Raw genomic sequence first — 17,689 nt, 5'->3', positions numbered from 1 at the left:
TAATTTAAATCTATATAAGCTACTGTTTTTTAGTCTTTTTCCGTGCAACAAAAAAACAGACGTCCTGAATCAGTCCTCCCGCCAAACCTGAATACAAAATACCATTAATTGTATAAGCTCGACGAGCAACCCACGGTTGTATTTGTCGATTTTTCGCGTACAGACCTTGACGTTGTGTCTCAGCCTGTTCATTTCACAGGCCAATTCCGAACTAAAATTAGTGCTTTTGTAATCTGACAAGAGCAGGAAAGCTCAATTCTGTAATGAACGTTGTTGTCGTCGAATCGCCTGCCAAGGCCAAAACTATCAATAAGTATCTCGGATCGGGTTACACCGTCCTGGCCTCCTTTGGCCATGTCCGCGATTTGCCAGCCAAGGACGGGTCTGTTCGACCTGACGATGATTTTTCCATGTCCTGGGAGGTGGATTCCGCCTCATCCAAGCGTCTTGGCGATATTGTCAAGGCTCTGAAAGACAGCGATGGCCTCATTCTCGCAACCGATCCGGATCGCGAGGGAGAAGCCATTTCTTGGCACGTTTTGGAAGTTTTGCAGCAGAAAAAGGCCATCGGAAAGAAGTCGGTCAAGCGTGTCGTGTTCAACGCCATCACCAAGGGCGCTGTACTGGAAGCAATGGCCAACCCACGCGACATCGACATGCCGCTCGTCGATGCCTATCTTGCACGTCGCGCACTGGATTATCTCTTCGGATTTACGCTTTCTCCCGTCCTTTGGCGCAAATTGCCTGGTGCGCGCTCTGCAGGCCGGGTGCAGTCGGTTGCATTGCGCCTCGTCGCAGACCGCGAAGCTGAGATTGAACGATTCGTCCGTGAAGAGTACTGGAATATTGCGGCCCTGCTTAAAACGCCGCGCAATGATGGCTTTGAAGCGCGGCTGATTTCCGTCGATGGAAAAAAGCTCGGCAAGCTCGATATCAAGAATGGTGAGCAGGCTGGCGAAATCCGCAGCATGCTCGAAGGCGCATCGTTCAAGGCAGCTTCCGTTGAGGCCAAGCCGATCAAGCGCAGCCCCGGACCGCCCTTCACCACATCCAGTTTGCAGCAAGCGGCATCCGGCCAGCTCGGCTTCTCTGCTTCGCGTACGATGCAGATTGCGCAAAAACTCTATGAAGGTATGGATCTGGGTAGCGAGACTGCCGGTCTGATCACCTATATGCGTACTGACGGCGTGCAGATGGCACCCGAGGCCGTACAGGCTGCCCGCCAGACCATCGGCAAAGTCTTCGGCGACAAGTATGTACCTGAAAAGCCGCGTTTTTATTCGACAAAAGCCAAGAACGCTCAGGAAGCCCACGAAGCTATCCGGCCAACTGACTTTAATCGGCATCCAAAGGACATGCGCAAGTTCCTCGATGCGGATCAGGCAAAACTCTATGAATTGATCTGGAAGCGTGCGATCGCCAGCCAGATGCAGTCTGCCGATATTGAACGGACCACTGTCGAAATCGAAGCCAGTAATGGCTCGCGCGCAGCACAGCTTCGCGCGACGGGCTCTGTTGTGCGGTTTGACGGTTTTCTTGGTGCCTATACGGATCACCGTGAAGAAGAAGACATTGACGAGGACGGCGCACGCCTTCCGGAAATTCGGGCTGGCGAAGCGCTTGCCCGCGAAAAAATCAATGCCACACAGCATTCAACCGAACCGCCACCGCGCTATTCGGAAGCCACTCTGATCAAGAAGATGGAAGAGCTAGGCATTGGCCGGCCCTCCACCTATGCCTCGACGCTCGCAACATTGCGGGATCGCGAATATATAACAATCGAGAAGCGCAAGCTTCTCCCTGAAGCCAAAGGTCGCCTTGTCATCGCGTTCCTGGAAAGCTTTTTCCAGCGCTATGTCGAGTATGATTTCACTGCTGATCTCGAAGAGAAGCTCGATGAGATTTCCGATGGAAAGCTCAAGTGGAAAGACGTGCTGCGTGCTTTCTGGACGGATTTCTTCGGTTCTGTCGATGGCATCAAGGAGTTGCGCGTTACCAACGTGCTTGATGCTTTGAATGACCGTCTTGGGCCTCTGGTCTTCCCGCCCCGCGAAGATGGCGGTGATCCGCGTATCTGTCAGGTCTGCGGTACAGGCAATCTTTCATTGAAACTCGGAAAATACGGGGCTTTCGTCGGCTGCTCGAACTATCCGGAATGCAAATTTACCCGTCAGCTTGGCGGTAGTGAAGCTGCAAACGAAAACGGCAATGGCGGCGATGAACCGAAAGTGCTCGGCAAGGATCCCTATACGGACGAGGATATTACCGCCCGCAGCGGGCGTTTTGGTCCTTATGTCCAGCGTGGTGAAGGCAAGGAAGCCAAACGCGCCAGCCTGCCAAAGGGCTGGACCCTCGATACGCTCGATCACGAAAAAGCTCTGGCGCTTCTCGCCTTGCCACGCGATGTCGGGCAGCATCCTGAAACGCAGAAGATGATCTCCGCTGGTATTGGCCGTTACGGACCTTACCTCACCCATGATGGCACCTATGCCAATCTGGAAAATGCAGAGGAAGTTTTCACAATCGGTCTTAACCGCGCTGTTACGGTCATTGCCGAAAAGCAGGCGAAGGGTCCCGGGCGTGGACGCGGCACACCTGCTGCCCTCAAGGAACTCGGTGAGCACCCGGATGGCGGCCCGATTACCGTACGTGACGGCAAGTATGGTCCTTACGTCAATTGGGGCAAAGTCAATGCGACATTGCCCAAAGGCAAGGACCCTGCTGGTGTCAGCATTGAAGACGCGCTGGCATTGATTGCTGCAAAGGCCGGGGCAGCACCAAAGAAAAAAGCGCCTGCAAAGAAAGCTGCCGCAGCAAAGAAACCAGCGGCCAAAAAGGCAGCTCCCAAAAAAGCTGCAGCGAAAAAAGCAAGTTAGGATCAGATCATTGGCACGCCGTATCTCTCCACCCAGCGGAAAAAAGCGGCCTGCCCACTCTGCTTCCTCCGGCCTTATCAAACCTGTCCGCGAGGCTCGCATGCCAAGCCGCGAGGAGATTCTCCAGTTTATCAAGGAGAATCCCGATCAAGCTGGAAAGCGCGATATTGCCAAGGCGTTCAATCTCAAAGGCGATGCACGTATCGCGCTGAAGGATATTCTGCGTGATCTGGCGGGTGATGGTCTCGTTGAAAAACGTGCCAAGCGCCTTGCTGTACCAGGCAGTTTGCCGAGTATTGCCGTTCTCGATATCACGGGACGGGACGGCGATGGCGGATTGATCGCCAAACCGGCCGAATGGGAAGCCAATCATACTGAACGGCCGCCGCTGGTCTTCATTCGCACCTCCCGTAACCAGAAAAGCCCGACTGTCGGCGTCGGCGACCGGGTTCTGGCACGTATTTTCCAAAGCTCTGACCCCAGTGGTCCTTCCTATACCGGGCGTGTCGTCAAGAAGATCGAGCATCGCAAGGATGCCGTGCTTGGTGTTTTGCGCAAGCTCGACAATGGCGAGTGGCGGCTAGAGCCTGTGGAGCGGCGGCAGGCGGAACTCGCCATCGACCCAGCTCAACTGGATAACGCCAAGGCCAATGATCTTGTCGAAGTCGAGGTTTCGAAGATCAGCCGTTATGGCCTCGCACTTGGCCGTATCACGCAGATCGTCGGTTCAGTTGCCAGCGAAAAAGCCCTGTCAATGATCGCCATTCATGAGCATGAAATACCGCATGTGTTTCCTGACAGCGTGATGGCCGAGGCCGAAAAAGCCAAGCCAGCAACCATGGCGCATCGTGAAGACTGGCGGAAGGTTCCGCTGGTGACGATTGATCCGGCTGACGCGAAGGATCACGACGATGCGGTGTATGCGGAACCCGACACGGACGAGAAAAACGTTGGTGGGTATATAGCAACCGTCGCGATTGCCGATGTGGCGGCCTATGTCACGCCGGATTCGCAGCTTGATCGCGAGGCATTGAAGCGCGGTAACTCCGTCTATTTCCCGGATCGTGTTGTACCGATGCTGCCTGAGCGCATTTCCAACGATCTTTGTTCACTGAAAGAACTGGTTGATCGCCCTGCCCTTGCTGTTCGCATGATATTCGACAGCGAAGGTCGAAAAATCTCCCACACATTCCACCGCATCATGATGTGCTCTCACGCACGCCTGTCCTATCCCCAGGCACAGGCCGCCATCGATGGCGCGACGGATGAGAAAACAGCGCCGATCCTTGATTCAATTCTCAAGCCGCTATGGGCCGCTTATGCCATACTGAAGCGTGGCCGCGATGCCCGCGAGCCTCTTGAGCTTGATCTGCCGGAAAAGAAAATACTGCTGACGCCCGAGGGTGGTGTTGACAAGGTTATTATTCCACCGCGTCTGGATGCGCACAAACTAATCGAAGAGTTCATGATTCAGGCGAATGTTGCGGCTGCCGAAACGCTGGAGCGCAAGAAACAGCCGCTGATCTTCCGCATCCACGACGCTCCGTCATTGCAGAAACAGGAAAGCCTGCGCGAGTTTTTGCGCACGCTCGATATATCGCTTGCCCGCGGTGCTGACATGCGCCCGAACCACTTCAACAATATTCTGAAGCGGGTGGATGGCACCGAGCAGCAGGATATGGTCAATCAGGTCGTGCTGCGCTCCCAGTCGCAGGCCGAGTATAACCCCGCCAATATTGGGCATTTTGGCCTCAACCTGATGCGTTATGCGCATTTCACCTCGCCGATCCGCCGTTATGCGGACTTGATCGTGCATCGCGCGCTGATCTCCGCGCTTGGTCTTGGTCCGGACGGTATTACGCCCAAGGAAGAAGCTGCGTTGCCGGAGATTGCGGCACTGATTTCGACCTCGGAACGCCGTGCAATGGCGGCGGAACGCGCAACGGTTGACCGGCTGATCGCGCATCATCTTGCCGATAAAATCGGCGCGAGTTTCGAGGGTCGCGTGCAGGGTGTGACCAAGGCTGGTCTTTTTGTCTCACTTGCGACATATGGCGCCGATGGCTTCATCCCCATTTCAACTCTGGGCAATGACTACTATCTTTACGACGAAACCAACCATGCGCTGTCCGGCGAACGCAGCGGCAAGGGTTATCGCCTTGGCGATAATGTCGAGGTACGCCTCGTCGAGGCCTTGCCCGTCGCCGGCGCGTTGCGGTTTGAAATGCTGACAGAGCCACACCCGGTTCCCAGCGGCGTACGTTCGCATCACAAGGCGACACGCTCTGCACGCACCAGCCAGAAACGTTTTCCGGGCAGTTCACGTGGCAAGCCGGGAGGCCGGAGAGGTCGAGGATGACAGAGCAGTTTATCGGCAACAACATTGCGCAGACAAGGCCGCGCCGGCCTATCGGTCAGGCAATGTGGCGCGGCTTTCTGGGGCGTTGCCCCCATTGCGGAAAAGGCAAACTCTTTCGCGCTTTCGTCAAATCAGTCGACAATTGCTCCGTCTGCGGTGAAGATTACACACATCATCAAGCCGACGATTTTCCGGCCTATATAACCATCACAATTGTCGGTCATATTGTGCTTGGCGGTTTTCTGGCAACAGAAACACTTCTCATCTTGTCAAATTGGGCGCATCTGGCGATATGGGTGCCGCTTACGATTATTATGTCGATCGCGTTGCTGCAACCGGTCAAAGGCGCGATCATAGGCTTGCAATGGGCAAATTACATGCATGGATTTGGCGAGCACAGCGATCCGAAACCATCGGAATAATGATTTTATGGCCGTGAATGACCAGAGCAAGCAGGCGTCCGCTCAACAGGGCATCTTGAAGAAACGCATCCGCCCCCGTGATGCGGCATCGCTGCTTATTGTGGATCGATCCGGTGGTGAACTACGCATTCTTATGGGCAAACGCCACATGAAGCATGTTTTCATGCCGGGAAAATTTGTGTTCCCCGGCGGGCGCACGGAAGCGGCAGACGGGCGAATGATGGCCATTGCCGAATTGTCCGAACATGACAGTTCAAGACTACTCAGCGACATGGCGGGGCGCCCGAGCATTATGCGCTGCCGCGCGTTGGCGCTTTCGGCAATCCGTGAAACCTATGAAGAAGCCGGGTTGTTTCTTGGCCGGAAAAGCCAGTTTTCCGAGGTTTCCCATCCTGATTGGGCCGCATTTGCTGAGCGTAACGTGATGCCCGACCTTTCCGTGCTCCGCTATTTTGCCAGGGCAATTACGCCGCCCGGCATGCCACGCCGCTTTGATACGCGGTTCTTTCTGGCATTTCGTGAGGCCGTTGCCGATTCGCTTCCTGAGCAGACCGGCCCATCACAGGAATTGGAAGAATTGGCCTGGCTGTCCTTTGCCGAGGCGCTTGAACTCGACATTCCCGATATTACCCGCATCATCATTCGCGAAGCTCAGGGCGTTCTTGATGCAAACCCCTCCCTTGATCCCGGCAATGCTGTTATCCGGTACCGTGTAAAGTACGGACGATTCGTCCGGGAGGTTTTTTGATCAATGGATGCCCTTACGTCTGATCGGACAAAAACCGGTTCGTCGTGGCGTGCGCTAGTCGCTGCCATCGCAACAATCAGTGCTGTCGGCGTGGCCATTGGTCTTGGTATTCCTCTGCTCAGTGTGATTCTGGAAAATCGCGGCCATTCCGCCACGATGATCGGTCTGAACGCGGCAGTAGCGGGTATTGCTTCCATTGTCGCCGCGCCGTTTGCAGCGCCTATCGCTGCGCGATTCGGCGTCGTCCCCACCCTGCTTGCCATGCTTTTGATGGGCGGCCTTGCCTTTTTCGGCTTCCACTTCTTCACTGATTTCTGGATGTGGGTCGTCCTGCGCGTATTTTTGCATTTCGCTCTGACGATGCTTTTCATCCTCTCGGAATATTGGATCAATGCTGCCGCTCCGCCGGAGAGGCGCGGGTTGGTTCTGGGCATTTACGGCACGGTTTTATCCATGGGCTTCGCGCTCGGGCCATGGTTGTTTGCACAGATTGGCAGCGTTGGCATTATGCCATTCGCCGTCGGGTTCGGCATCATCATCGTGGCGATGCTTCCCGTGATGTTTGCATGGAAGGAAAGCCCTGATTTTCATGAGGAAGAGCACGTTCCGTTTGCTCCTTTCATCTGGGCTGTTCCTACTGCAACTGCTGCAGTCTTTGTTTTCGGTGCTGTGGAAACGGGGGGGTTTGCCTTGTTCCCGGTCTTCGGCGCTCGCATCGGCTACAGCGAAGCCAATGCCGCCCTGCTCCTTACCACCATCGGCCTTGGCAATGTTCTGATGCAGATTCCGATTGGCCTTCTGAGCGATCATGTCAAAGACCGCCGCAAGATCCTTCTCGCTTGTACATTGATCGGCCTTGTCGGCATGGGGCTGCTGCCATTCATTTATTACAGCTGGTATCTCGTTGCTGCATTGCTGTTTGTCTGGGGCGGTGCGGTTGCCGGGCTCTACACGGTAGGCCTGGCTCATCTCGGATCACAATTGACCGGCCGCGAACTTGCATCTGCCAATGCCGCCTTTGTATTTTGTTATGCGATCGGCATGCTGGTTGGCCCACAGGCAATCGGCATTGGCATGGATATGATGGGGCCCAGCGGCTTCGCCGTCGCGCTGGCAATATTCTTCGCAGCTTATGCGCTGCTGGTAGGATCAAGGTTGGTGAGCCGGAAAGGTTGATCTTTGGAACTGCAAGTCGCTGGAATTTTCTGAAAACTATTATATATTGATCCTTGGAGTGAGAGGCGAGCTTTTGCCCGCCTCCCGTTTCCTTAGTGTTTGAATTGAACCCGGACGGTTATTGACCAGCTCGTCCGGGTTTTTCCTTATCTCCCCCCTTGTGGGGGAGAAAGTGATTTCGGCATCTTAGCCCTTGCTAAGTGCCAGAAATCACAAGAGAGGGGAAAGGACACTAGCGGTTTTGCAACCTTGCCTCATATAGAATCTGCGAACAGACGCCATCGAGATTGACGAGAACTTCATTGTTCCAGAAGCGAAGCAGCTTAAATCCTGCACTGTGCAATTTTTCATCGCGCACAACATCTGCTGCTGACTCACAATGCTGACTACCGTCCAGTTCAATAATGAGCCTCTGCTTCAGACAGGCGAAGTCAACAATATAGGTTAAAATTGGCACTTGCCGCCTGAACTTGAGACCACTCAAGCGATGATTTCTGATAGCCTGCCACAATAAGTTTTCAGCCAAAGTAGCGTCATGCCGCATGTTGCGTGCATAAGATCGAATTCTGAACGGTATTTCCTGCCTGATAATTGTTCCCCCTCTCTTGGATTTTCTAAGGATTTAGCAAAGGGGCTAAATCCAGGAAAATCCTTTCTCCCCCACAAAGGGGGAGATAACGTCGGCGCAGGTATTGATGACCTAGTTGTTTTCGACGAACAACAAACGCAGGGTTGAATATTATCTGATGCCTCCCCGCCCCAGTTGTCGTGCATGCAATTGGTGCTTTAAAGTGAGGCAGAGCATTGCGCGAGGGTTGACTTTTAACGCCGTTGGTTTATGTGTCCGACCAACTTTCCGCTTGATGCCACACTGCTGGACTTGAATAGCGGTCCTTCATACTCAGAACAGGTAGTTTAAAATGGCTAAGGCTGCGAATATCAAGATCAAGCTTCTGTCGACCGCTGATACCGGTTTCTTTTACGTTACGAGCAAGAACAGCCGTACGAAGACAGAAAAGATGTCCTTCCGTAAGTACGACCCGGTCGCACGCAAGCACGTTGAATTCAAGGAAACCAAGATCAAGTAATCTTGTGTTCCCATAAACAAATCAGCCGCCCTCGGGCGGCTTTTTTGTTTTCTGATTACGGATTGCCCGCCGACACATCACCTGTCTCATCAGCCTAAGCTGCGGCAGATACGACCTTGTTCCGCCCGGACGATTTGGCACCATAAAGCGCATCATCTGCGCGTTTCATCAGATTATGCACGGTATCGCCATCGGGCAGTACGCTCGCGATACCGATACTGATGGTCATGGGAACAGTTGTCCCCGTATTGTTGATCTCAAACGGTGTTGATGCCACTTCGCGGCGTATGCGTTCAGCAACAATTGAAGCCAGCGTCTGGTCCGTGTCAGGCATGACGATGAAGAATTCCTCACCACCATAGCGGCTGGCAAGATCGCTGCCACGGACATTGCGGCGCAACCTTCTGGCGAACTCACGCAGAACCTCGTCGCCGCCATCGTGGCCGTATGTATCGTTGATCAACTTGAAGCGATCTATATCGGTCATGAGAATCGACAGTGGACGCCGGCGCTCCACTGCCCGTTTGAACAGCGTCGCCAGATGAGTTTCAAGATAAAGCCGGTTATGAAGACCTGTCAGACTATCGGTTACCGCCATTTCATAGGTTTTGACAACGCTGGCCCTTAGACCATCATGATAGGCTTTGCGGCGCAGCTGGGTGCGTAAACGTGCCAGAAGTTCGTTTGGGTTAACCGGCCGAACCAGATAATCATTGATCCCCAGCTCCAGTGCGCGGCGTATCAAAGCCTCCTCACCCATATCCGCGACAAGGATAATCGGCAGCGAACGGGTGTTATCCAGCGAGCGCAGCTGTGCGCAAATCCGCAGCGGATCGAAGCCGGCGAAACTCGATGAAACAATAAGGCAGTCGTGATTGCCCTGTACAGCCTTGAAGAAGCCTGCTTGCGGATCATTCTCAACATCAACCGAGCACTCATCGCCCAATATGCGCGTTATCTTATCAACGCTTTCCGGCCGCTCATCTATCAGCAGAACGCGGGCAAACTTGGTGACATCGGGACCGCCGCTGGGTAGACGCAGGATCGATTCCAGACCGACATCGCGCGTTGTCGCCACACGTAAGCGCAACTCGTCTGTCAGGTTCTTCAGCCGGACGAGACTTTTTACCCGAGCAAGAAGCTGGAGGTCATTGACCGGCTTTGTCAGGAAATCATCTGCACCGAAATTCAGCCCGGTTATCCGGTCCGAATCCTGATCGAGTGCTGTCACGAGGATGACCGGGATATGAGCTGTCGCAGCGCGTGACTTCAACCGGCGGCACACTTCAAATCCATCCAGCCCCGGCATCATCACGTCAAGCAGGATGACATCGATATTGCTGCTTTCAGAGATTTCGAGCGCTTCGTAACCATCGGTCGCTGTGACAACCTCATAATATTCAGCACGAAGTCTGGCTTCCAGAAGCTTCACATTGGCAGGAACGTCATCCACGACAAGTATACGGGCCGTCATATTCAATTCTCCCGACGGTCAAGCGTCGCCAAGGTAGGACTTGATAGTTTCGATGAATTTGGGAACCGAGATCGGTTTGGAAATATAGGCTTCACACCCGCCCTGCCGGATACGCTCTTCATCACCCTTCATCGCAAATGCCGTCACGGCGATAATGGGAATGACATGGAGATCGTCATCTGCCTTGAGCCATTTTGTAACTTCCAGACCCGACACTTCAGGGAGTTGTATATCCATGAGGATGAGATCGGGCCGGTGCTCCCGAGCAAGGTCCAAAGCCTCAAGGCCATTGCGTGTTCGTATCGTCTCATATCCACTGGCTTCGATAAGATCGCGGAAGAGCTTCATATTGAGCTCATTGTCCTCGACGATCATGACTTTCTTCACCATTGCCAGTTTCCTGTTGATCAATCCTGAAGGATAAGGTCCACGCTATACAAATTCATGAAGCGGAGCACACAATCCCGTCTTTATTGATATCTGAAATAACGTCTGATGATTGATGAAAAGAAAACTCTTCGACTCAATTCAGAAATGCTGCTGATCATGTTTAACCAAGCATTTATTCAACATCTTCTTTTGGATATGTTCAACTGGTATTAACCACATTATCTCATCAGCAAGCACTGCAGAGGCTCCCAATTTGCTCTACTGTGGTTTGTAGACAGCACAACTTATGGATGAATTAGTTAAAATGCAGAAGATCGACCTTGATGGAGCACACGACCTTGCAATCAGTTCCCTTGTGTTTCTGTCCCAAGACGGTGAATTGCTATCCCGTTTTCTTGCGTTGACGGGGATCACATCAGATCAGATTCGTATCGCTGCTCAGGAACCGGGCTTTCTTGCCGGTGTGCTGCAGTTCTACCTTGCCCACGAACCCACCCTGCTGCGCTATTGTACGGAAACCGGGACCGATCCGGCACTTTTCCAGCAAGCACTGAATCTCCTGCCGGGCGGACGTCAGGAAGCCTATTGAATCCAGTTTGTAAGTCGCTGCAGCTTATTGCAACGATGAGTGCTGTTCGCTAAGGTCCGAACGTTCATTTTATGTTCCGGGCATCATGGCCAGTCTTAACAATCCGCAATTTGGTTTCTGCCGTGACTGCCTTGCAGCGCAGGCGAATGAGGGAAAGCGCTGCCAGGTATGCGGCAGCCCGCGATTGCTCCGGCATGAAGAACTTTATCGTCTTGGCATCGCCCACGTGGATTGTGATGCGTTTTACGCATCGGTGGAAAAGCGCGACAATCCTGAACTACGTAACAAGCCTGTAATCATTGGTGGCGGTAAACGTGGTGTCGTTTCAACAGCTTGCTACATCGCCCGCATCCATGGTGTGAAGTCTGCCATGCCAATGTTCAAAGCGTTGGAGGCCTGTCCTCATGCTGTTGTCATTAAACCGGATATGGAAAAATATGTTCGGGTCGGGCGGGAAATCCGCCAGATGATGCGCGATCTGACGCCTTTGGTTGAGCCGCTTTCAATTGATGAGGCTTTTCTGGATCTGTCCGGTACGGAACGCCTGCACCATGACCCGCCAGCGCGGGTTATGGCGCAGTTCTCCAATCGTGTTGAACGCGAACTGGGACTGTCCGTTTCCGTTGGTCTTTCCTATTGCAAGTTCCTCGCCAAGATTGCTTCCGATTTTGAAAAACCGCGCGGCTTCTCCATTATCGGAGAAGAGGAAGCCCTCACCTTTTTACACGATAAGCCGGTCACAATGATCTGGGGTGTCGGCAAGGCGTTTGCAGCAACACTGGATCGGGATGGCATCCACACCATTGGGCAGTTGCAAACGATGGAGCTGGGTCCGCTGATGCGCTCTTATGGCACCATGGGTCAGCGACTGTACCGCTTGTCGCGCGGCATGGATACCAGACGGGTTGATCCTGAAGGTGAAAGCAAAAGTGTTTCGGCAGAAACAACGTTCAACGAGGATATCGCCTCGTTGGAAGAACTGGTGCCCATCCTGCGAGCACTCTCCGAAAAAGTATCCAGACGACTCAAAGCGGCAGACATTGCCGGACGTACTGTTGTTTTGAAATTGAAGTCACGTGATTTCAAATTGAAGACCCGAAATCGCCAGCTTGCCGATCCGACACAACTCGCTGACAGAATTTTCCGGACAGGTGTTTCACTGCTCGAAAAAGAAATCGACGGAACACGGTTTCGTTTGATCGGAATCGGTGTGAGCGATCTTGGCGATGATGGCAGAGCTGACCCTCTCGATCTCGTCGATGTGCAGGCTACTAAACGTGCAGTTGCGGAAACAGCAATCGACAAGTTGCGCGGGAAGTTTGGCAATCATGCCGTCGAAACCGGTTACACATTCGGCAAGATCAAATCGCGAGCAAAAGAAGCGCCGGACGAGATCGATTAGCTGACAAAAAACACGTTGTTACGAGGATTTTGACGAAGAATGTGAGCAAAACTGTCGATTTTGGGAGCAAAATTGCAACCACCGAGCGCAATTTGGTTGCGCTTGGTTGATTTCAGCCCATTTCGACTTCGACAATGCCGGGAATAGCCTTCATCGCACTGGCAATCTGGGGGCCGACCCGATAGCGATTTGGCAGCTCTATTTCCACTTCATTGGCCCCGTTTTGCTTGATCAGGATCAGGCTGACAACCTGTCCATCATTTTGCGGCGTCAGATAGGGCGTAATGGCCGCCAGGGGCTCGCTGGAGCGCATATAGAGCCGCAATGCCTTCTGCATGCGGGTCGCCTCATCCTCAAGAGACTGTGCAGTCTGTATGCGCAGGCTGATCCCTTCGGGCCTGTCTTCCGCCCCTACCGTGATAACCACAGACCTTCCCGGCTCCAGCAAATCCCGGAACTGCGCCAAAGCTTCCGAAAACAGTATCGCTTCGAATTGTCCTGAAGAATCAGAGAACTGGATGATCCCCATCTTGTTCCCGGTCTTGGTCCGGCGTTCCTGTTTGGCGGTTATTGTTCCTGCAAGACGGCCGGCATTGGCACCACGTTTTACCGCTGCAGAAAACTCCGACCAAGTTTGAACGCGCATCTTATCAAGGATCGGCTGATACTCATCAAGGGGATGTGCAGATAAATAGAAGCCCGCTGCTTCAAATTCTCGCCTCAGCTTTTCCGAGGAAAGCCAAGGGCTTGCGGATGGAAGTTGAATTGTTTGTGCAGTTGCTGCCATACCGCCGAAAATGTCAGCTTGACCGCTGACACTGTCTTCCTGCGTGCGTTGTGCATGGCCTATGATGCGATCGAGACCTGCAATGAGTGCGGGCCGTTCACGTCCAAAACAGTCGAAAGCGCCAACATTTATAAGGCTTTCGAACACACGCCGGTTAACGACGCGAGGGTCGATCCGCTCACAGAAATCCTCAAGGCTGGCATAAGGTGTTGCCCCGCGTTTTTCGACAATATGATCAACCGCCGCCTCACCCACGCCTTTGATAGCAGCGAGCGAATAATAGATTCGGTTCTCGCCAACCTCGAATAGCCGGTAGGACGTATTGACTGAAGGAGTGACGACTTCGATGCCAAGCCGCACCGCCTCACGGCGGAAATCATTGAGCTTATCGGTATTCGACATATCGTAAGTCATTGATGCAGCTAGAAATTCGACCGGGAAATGCGCCTTCATATAAGCGGTCTGGAACGACACGATCGCGTAAGCAGCAGCGTGAGACTTGTTGAAACCATAATCGGCAAACTTCGCCAGAAGGTCGAAAATGAAATTTGCCTGCGGCTTGGTTACACCACGCTCGACTGCCCCATCGACAAACCTGACCCGCTGTAAATCCATTTCAGAGCGGATTTTCTTACCCATGGCACGCCGCAGAAGATCGGCTTCACCGAGCGTATAGCCCGACATTTCCTGCGCGATCTGCATCACCTGTTCCTGATAGATGATGACGCCCTGCGTTTCCTTGACGAGATGATCAATCTTGGGATGGATTGAGGCCATCTCCTCATCACCGTTCTTGCGCGCATTATAGGTCGGGATGTTCTCCATCGGACCCGGGCGATAAAGCGCAACGAGCGCAATAATATCCTCAATCCGATCAGGTTTCATACCGATCAGCGCTTTGCGCATGCCGGTACTTTCCACCTGAAACACGCCGACTGTCTCGCCTCGCGATAACATTTCATAGGTGGTCTGATCGTCGAAAGGCAAATTCGACAGATCAACATTAATATCTCGACGGCGGACCAGATTGACCGCGGTTTGCAGCACGGTCAGCGTTTTGAGGCCGAGAAAGTCGAATTTGACCAGCCCCGCCTCTTCCACCATTTTCATGTTGAACTGCGTGACAGGCATGTCGGAACGCGGATCGCGATACATCGGAACCAGTTCAGACAGCGGCCTGTCGCCGATAACGATACCAGCAGCATGTGTTGAAGCGTGCCGGTACAACCCTTCAAGTTTCAGGGCTATATCAAGCAGGCGTTCGACAACCGGCTCCTTGTCGCGCTCTTCGCGCAGACGCGGCTCGTCTTCGATAGCCTTCGAAAGTGTTACGGGATTGGCCGGATTGGCGGGAACCATCTTGGTCAGACGATCAACCTGCCCATAAGGCATTTCAAGAACGCGCCCAACGTCACGCAACACAGCGCGCGCCTGCAATGTTCCGAAAGTGATAATCTGCGCTACCTGATCGCGGCCGTATTTGGCCTGAACATAGCGAATAACCTCATCGCGGCGTTCCTGACAGAAATCGATATCAAAATCCGGCATGGACACGCGGTCGGGATTAAGAAAGCGCTCGAACAGCAGCGAAAACCGCAGGGGGTCGACGTCCGTGATCGTAAGCGCATAGGCGACAAGTGAGCCTGCACCTGAACCACGCCCCGGCCCTACCGGAATATCATGAGCCTTCGCCCATTTGATAAAATCCGCAACGATAAGAAAATAACCCGGATATTTCATACGGGTGATAACGGCGATCTCATATTCCAGGCGCTCGGCATATTCTTCGCGTGTATGAGCGCCAGCAAGCCCCACAGTCGCGATACGCTCTTCCAGACCTTCGCGTGCCTGACGTGCCAGTTCTTGCGCTTCGGCAGCCAGTGCTGCTTCAGGATCGGCACTTTCGCCGGTGAAACGAGGCAGGATCGGTGCACGGTTCTTCGGATAATAAGAACAGCGCATGGCGATTTCGACGGTGTTCTCCACTGCCTCCGGCAGGTCAGCAAAAAGCTGAACCATCTCGTCTTCGCTCTTGAGATAATGATCCGGGCTCAAACGCCGCCGATCATCGATGGAAAGCAATGACCCCGATGCAATCGCCAGCAAGGCGTCATGCGCCTCATAATCAGTGCTCTTGGAAAAAAACACATCATTGGTGGCGACAAGCGGCAGCTCGAGTTCGTAGGCCAGATCGACCTGTGCAGCCTCCAATGATTTGTCATATCCGCGATGACGCTGGAGTTCGACATAAAGCCTGTCACCAAAAAGCGATTTCAATGCAAGAAGCCGCTGGCGGGCACGGTCTATCCGGTCATCCTTTATCGCCTTGGCAATAGCGCCCTCCGGACCACCAGAGAGAACAATTATACCCTCGGTCTTTCCGGCCAACCACGCAGAAGTGACATGCACAGGATCGCCCGCCGGTGTTTCGAGATAGGCGCGACTCACAAGCCGAACGAGGTTGGCATAGCCCAGCTCGGTCGCGGCAAGAAAAACCATTGGTGCAAGACCAAGCGCCTCGCGCCGGTTTACGTTCCGGCTTTCTTCACTCTGGTCATGGAATGCGATATCCAACTGGCAACCGATAATAGGCTGCAAACCAGCTTTTGATCCTTTTTGTGCAAATTCAAGTGCACCAAAAAGATTGTTTGTATCGGTGATCGCGATAGCCGGCGCTTTGTTTGATACGGCAAGGTCAATTACCTTTGGTACCTGCAATGCGCCTTCAAGCAATGAGTATGCGGAGTGGACTCTCAGATGGACAAAGCGCAATGGAAGCTTGTCTGCATTGCCTGCGTTGCCGTGCCCATCTGCCAATTTAATATCTCCGATTTATGAAACGGAGAACCGATTCCACCGCGCATACATAGTCGGATATGCGCGATGAGGTGTCTACCCGAATTGAACATTGAGGCTGCGCGAACAGTGGATAGTTGCGTCCGTTCACTCGTCTTCCGGGTTATTGTTCTTTCAGATTACGCTTACCCACATTGCAAAAGTCGCAATGAAAAGGCTGATTGTAACAAATGACATGACATCCTGGAAAAGTTCGCTCATCGGTAAAACCCTTCTTCGTTTGCTCTATGTATATGTTTTGTTCCATTTTTGTTCCAATGTCAAGCGTACTCCATGCGTGGCTGACGCTATGGTTTTCAAATTCCTAACGGGAAGTAAATAAGGACGGGAAGACCAATCAGAGATCGGTGATCTTGCCGTCCTTCAAAGTGACGCGTCGATCCATACGGCGGGCCAGCTCGTGATTATGCGTGGCGATCATTGCCGAAAGGCCGGATTGACGCACAAGCGCTTCAAGCGCTTCAAACACATAAGATGAGGTAACCGGATCAAGATTGCCTGTAGGCTCGTCAGCGAGTAGTACAAGCGGTGCATTTGCCACAGCGCGAGCTATGGCCACCCGTTGCTGTTCGCCGCCCGATAGTTCGCTTGGGCGGTGAGATGCCCTCGCCCCCACCTTCATGTAATCGAGTAATTGCTGTGCGCGTTCCGATGCGACTGCCGGTTTCATGCCCCGGATCATTTGCGGCATCATGACATTTTCCAGCGCAGAGAATTCCGGAAGCAGGTGATGAAACTGGTAGACAAAGCCAACATCGTTGCGGCGTATCGCAGTGCGTTCCTCTTCCGACAACGCCCCACAAGAGCGTCCGTCAAGAATCACGTCACCACTGTCTGGGCGCTCCAGCAAACCTGCCGTGTGCAGCAAAGTCGATTTTCCCGCGCCGGAAGGCGCGACAAGCGCGACCATCTCGCCCCTGCCCAATGAAAAGCTGGCATTGTCGAGGATGATAAGCTCGCGGCCGATCTCGTCATAGCGGCGGCCGACATTGGTTAGCTGCAGAATAGGCCCAGCCATATTATTCATACCTCAGAGCTTCAACAGGGTCGAGTTTGGCTGCGCGCCAAGCGGGGAAAAGCGTTGCCAAAAACGACAGGACAAGCGCCATGAGAATGACGGTAAAGGTCTCATTGAAGTCCATTTTGGCCGGAAGGGTGCTCAGGAAATAAAGCTCGGGATTGAAAAGTGTTGTTCCCGACAACCAGGAGAAAAACTCCCGGATGCGCTCCACATTCAGGCAGACGACCACACCAAGCACCACACCCGCAATGGTGCCGGTCACACCGATAGCCGCTCCGGTCATCAGGAATATGCGCAGGATTGAATTTCGTGTGGCACCCATTGTACGAAGGATGGCGATATCCCGCCCCTTGTCCTTCACCAGCATGATCAGCCCGGAGATGATGTTCAGCGCTGCCACCAGAACAATCAATGTCAGGATCATGAACATCACATTGCGTTCGACCTGAAGCGCCGAAAAAAATGTCTGATTACGCTGGCGCCAGTCAGTCAGCATCACTG

General features: G+C 53.3%; 14 protein-coding genes. 8 read left to right on the top strand and 6 right to left on the bottom strand.

Annotation, left to right across the window (positions count from 1 at the left end):
* Nucleotides 1-263 precede the first annotated feature (263 nt).
* The 5 genes from topA (at nt 264) to PMI41_RS06185 (ending at nt 7,581) form a co-directional block, all read left to right on the top strand.
* Nucleotides 264-2,876, top strand: a complete 2,613-nt coding sequence (gene topA / locus PMI41_RS06205) for a type I DNA topoisomerase (protein WP_008122907.1) — start codon at nt 264-266, stop codon at nt 2,874-2,876.
* A gap of 76 nt (nt 2,877-2,952) precedes the next feature.
* Nucleotides 2,953-5,235 carry a ribonuclease R gene (gene rnr, locus PMI41_RS06200; RefSeq protein WP_348225794.1) on the top strand — a complete coding sequence of 761 codons (2,283 nt, stop codon included), beginning with the start codon at nt 2,953-2,955 and terminating at the stop codon, nt 5,233-5,235.
* Entirely contained in the window at nt 5,232-5,657 is a 426-nt protein-coding gene (locus PMI41_RS06195; RefSeq protein ID WP_008122903.1) for a DUF983 domain-containing protein, read from the top strand. Before rnr ends, PMI41_RS06195 begins: the two co-directional genes overlap by 4 nt.
* Nucleotides 5,658-5,664: 7 nt before the next feature.
* Entirely contained in the window at nt 5,665-6,405 is a 741-nt protein-coding gene (locus PMI41_RS06190; protein ID WP_008122902.1) for an NUDIX hydrolase, read from the top strand.
* Between the two features lie 3 nt (nt 6,406-6,408).
* On the top strand, nt 6,409-7,581 hold the full coding sequence (locus tag PMI41_RS06185) for an MFS transporter (protein WP_008122900.1): 1,173 nt from the start codon (nt 6,409-6,411) through the stop codon (nt 7,579-7,581).
* Nucleotides 7,582-7,813: 232 nt separating this feature from the next.
* Here PMI41_RS06185 and PMI41_RS06180 read toward each other — a convergent pair whose 3' ends face one another.
* The gene (locus tag PMI41_RS06180; protein ID WP_348225793.1) at nt 7,814-8,146 is read right to left on the bottom strand and encodes a DUF559 domain-containing protein; all 333 of its coding nucleotides are present in this window, start codon (nt 8,144-8,146) and stop codon (nt 7,814-7,816) included.
* Nucleotides 8,147-8,501: 355 nt separating this feature from the next.
* Here PMI41_RS06180 and rpmG point away from each other — a divergent pair, with 355 nt between their 5' ends.
* Entirely contained in the window at nt 8,502-8,669 is a 168-nt protein-coding gene (gene rpmG, locus PMI41_RS06175) for a 50S ribosomal protein L33 (RefSeq protein ID WP_008122896.1), read from the top strand.
* A 94-nt stretch (nt 8,670-8,763) separates the two neighbouring features.
* On the opposite strand, the gene PMI41_RS06170 is transcribed toward rpmG, so the two are convergent.
* Both PMI41_RS06170 and PMI41_RS06165 read right to left on the bottom strand, forming a co-directional pair.
* Complete coding sequence (locus PMI41_RS06170) at nt 8,764-10,143, bottom strand: PleD family two-component system response regulator (protein WP_008122894.1); 1,380 nt, start codon at nt 10,141-10,143, stop codon at nt 8,764-8,766.
* A gap of 18 nt (nt 10,144-10,161) precedes the next feature.
* Complete coding sequence (locus PMI41_RS06165) at nt 10,162-10,533, bottom strand: response regulator (RefSeq protein ID WP_008122893.1); 372 nt, start codon at nt 10,531-10,533, stop codon at nt 10,162-10,164.
* Between the two features lie 304 nt (nt 10,534-10,837).
* On the opposite strand from PMI41_RS06165, the gene PMI41_RS06160 reads away from it, so the two are divergent.
* A complete protein-coding gene (locus PMI41_RS06160) occupies nt 10,838-11,122 on the top strand; it encodes a DUF3572 domain-containing protein (RefSeq protein WP_040853957.1) in 285 nt (94 codons plus the stop codon).
* An 85-nt stretch (nt 11,123-11,207) separates the two neighbouring features.
* The gene (locus PMI41_RS06155) at nt 11,208-12,524 is read left to right on the top strand and encodes a DNA polymerase IV (RefSeq protein ID WP_008122890.1); all 1,317 of its coding nucleotides are present in this window, start codon (nt 11,208-11,210) and stop codon (nt 12,522-12,524) included.
* Between the two features lie 112 nt (nt 12,525-12,636).
* On the opposite strand, the gene dnaE is transcribed toward PMI41_RS06155, so the two are convergent.
* The 3 genes from dnaE to PMI41_RS06140 all read right to left on the bottom strand — a co-directional run.
* The gene (gene dnaE, locus PMI41_RS06150; protein ID WP_008122888.1) at nt 12,637-16,128 is read right to left on the bottom strand and encodes a DNA polymerase III subunit alpha; all 3,492 of its coding nucleotides are present in this window, start codon (nt 16,126-16,128) and stop codon (nt 12,637-12,639) included.
* A 376-nt stretch (nt 16,129-16,504) separates the two neighbouring features.
* Nucleotides 16,505-17,185, bottom strand: a complete 681-nt coding sequence (locus PMI41_RS06145; RefSeq protein ID WP_008122886.1) for an ABC transporter ATP-binding protein — start codon at nt 17,183-17,185, stop codon at nt 16,505-16,507.
* A gap of 1 nt (nt 17,186) precedes the next feature.
* Nucleotides 17,187-17,689 (bottom strand): FtsX-like permease family protein (locus tag PMI41_RS06140; RefSeq protein WP_040853955.1); only part of this gene is annotated, 503 nt, incomplete at its 5' end.

The organism is Phyllobacterium sp. YR531, assembly GCF_000282595.1.
In the GTDB taxonomy this organism is placed as follows: Bacteria; Pseudomonadota; Alphaproteobacteria; order Rhizobiales; family Rhizobiaceae; genus Phyllobacterium.
This window is presented reverse-complemented; position numbering and strand designations above follow the sequence as displayed.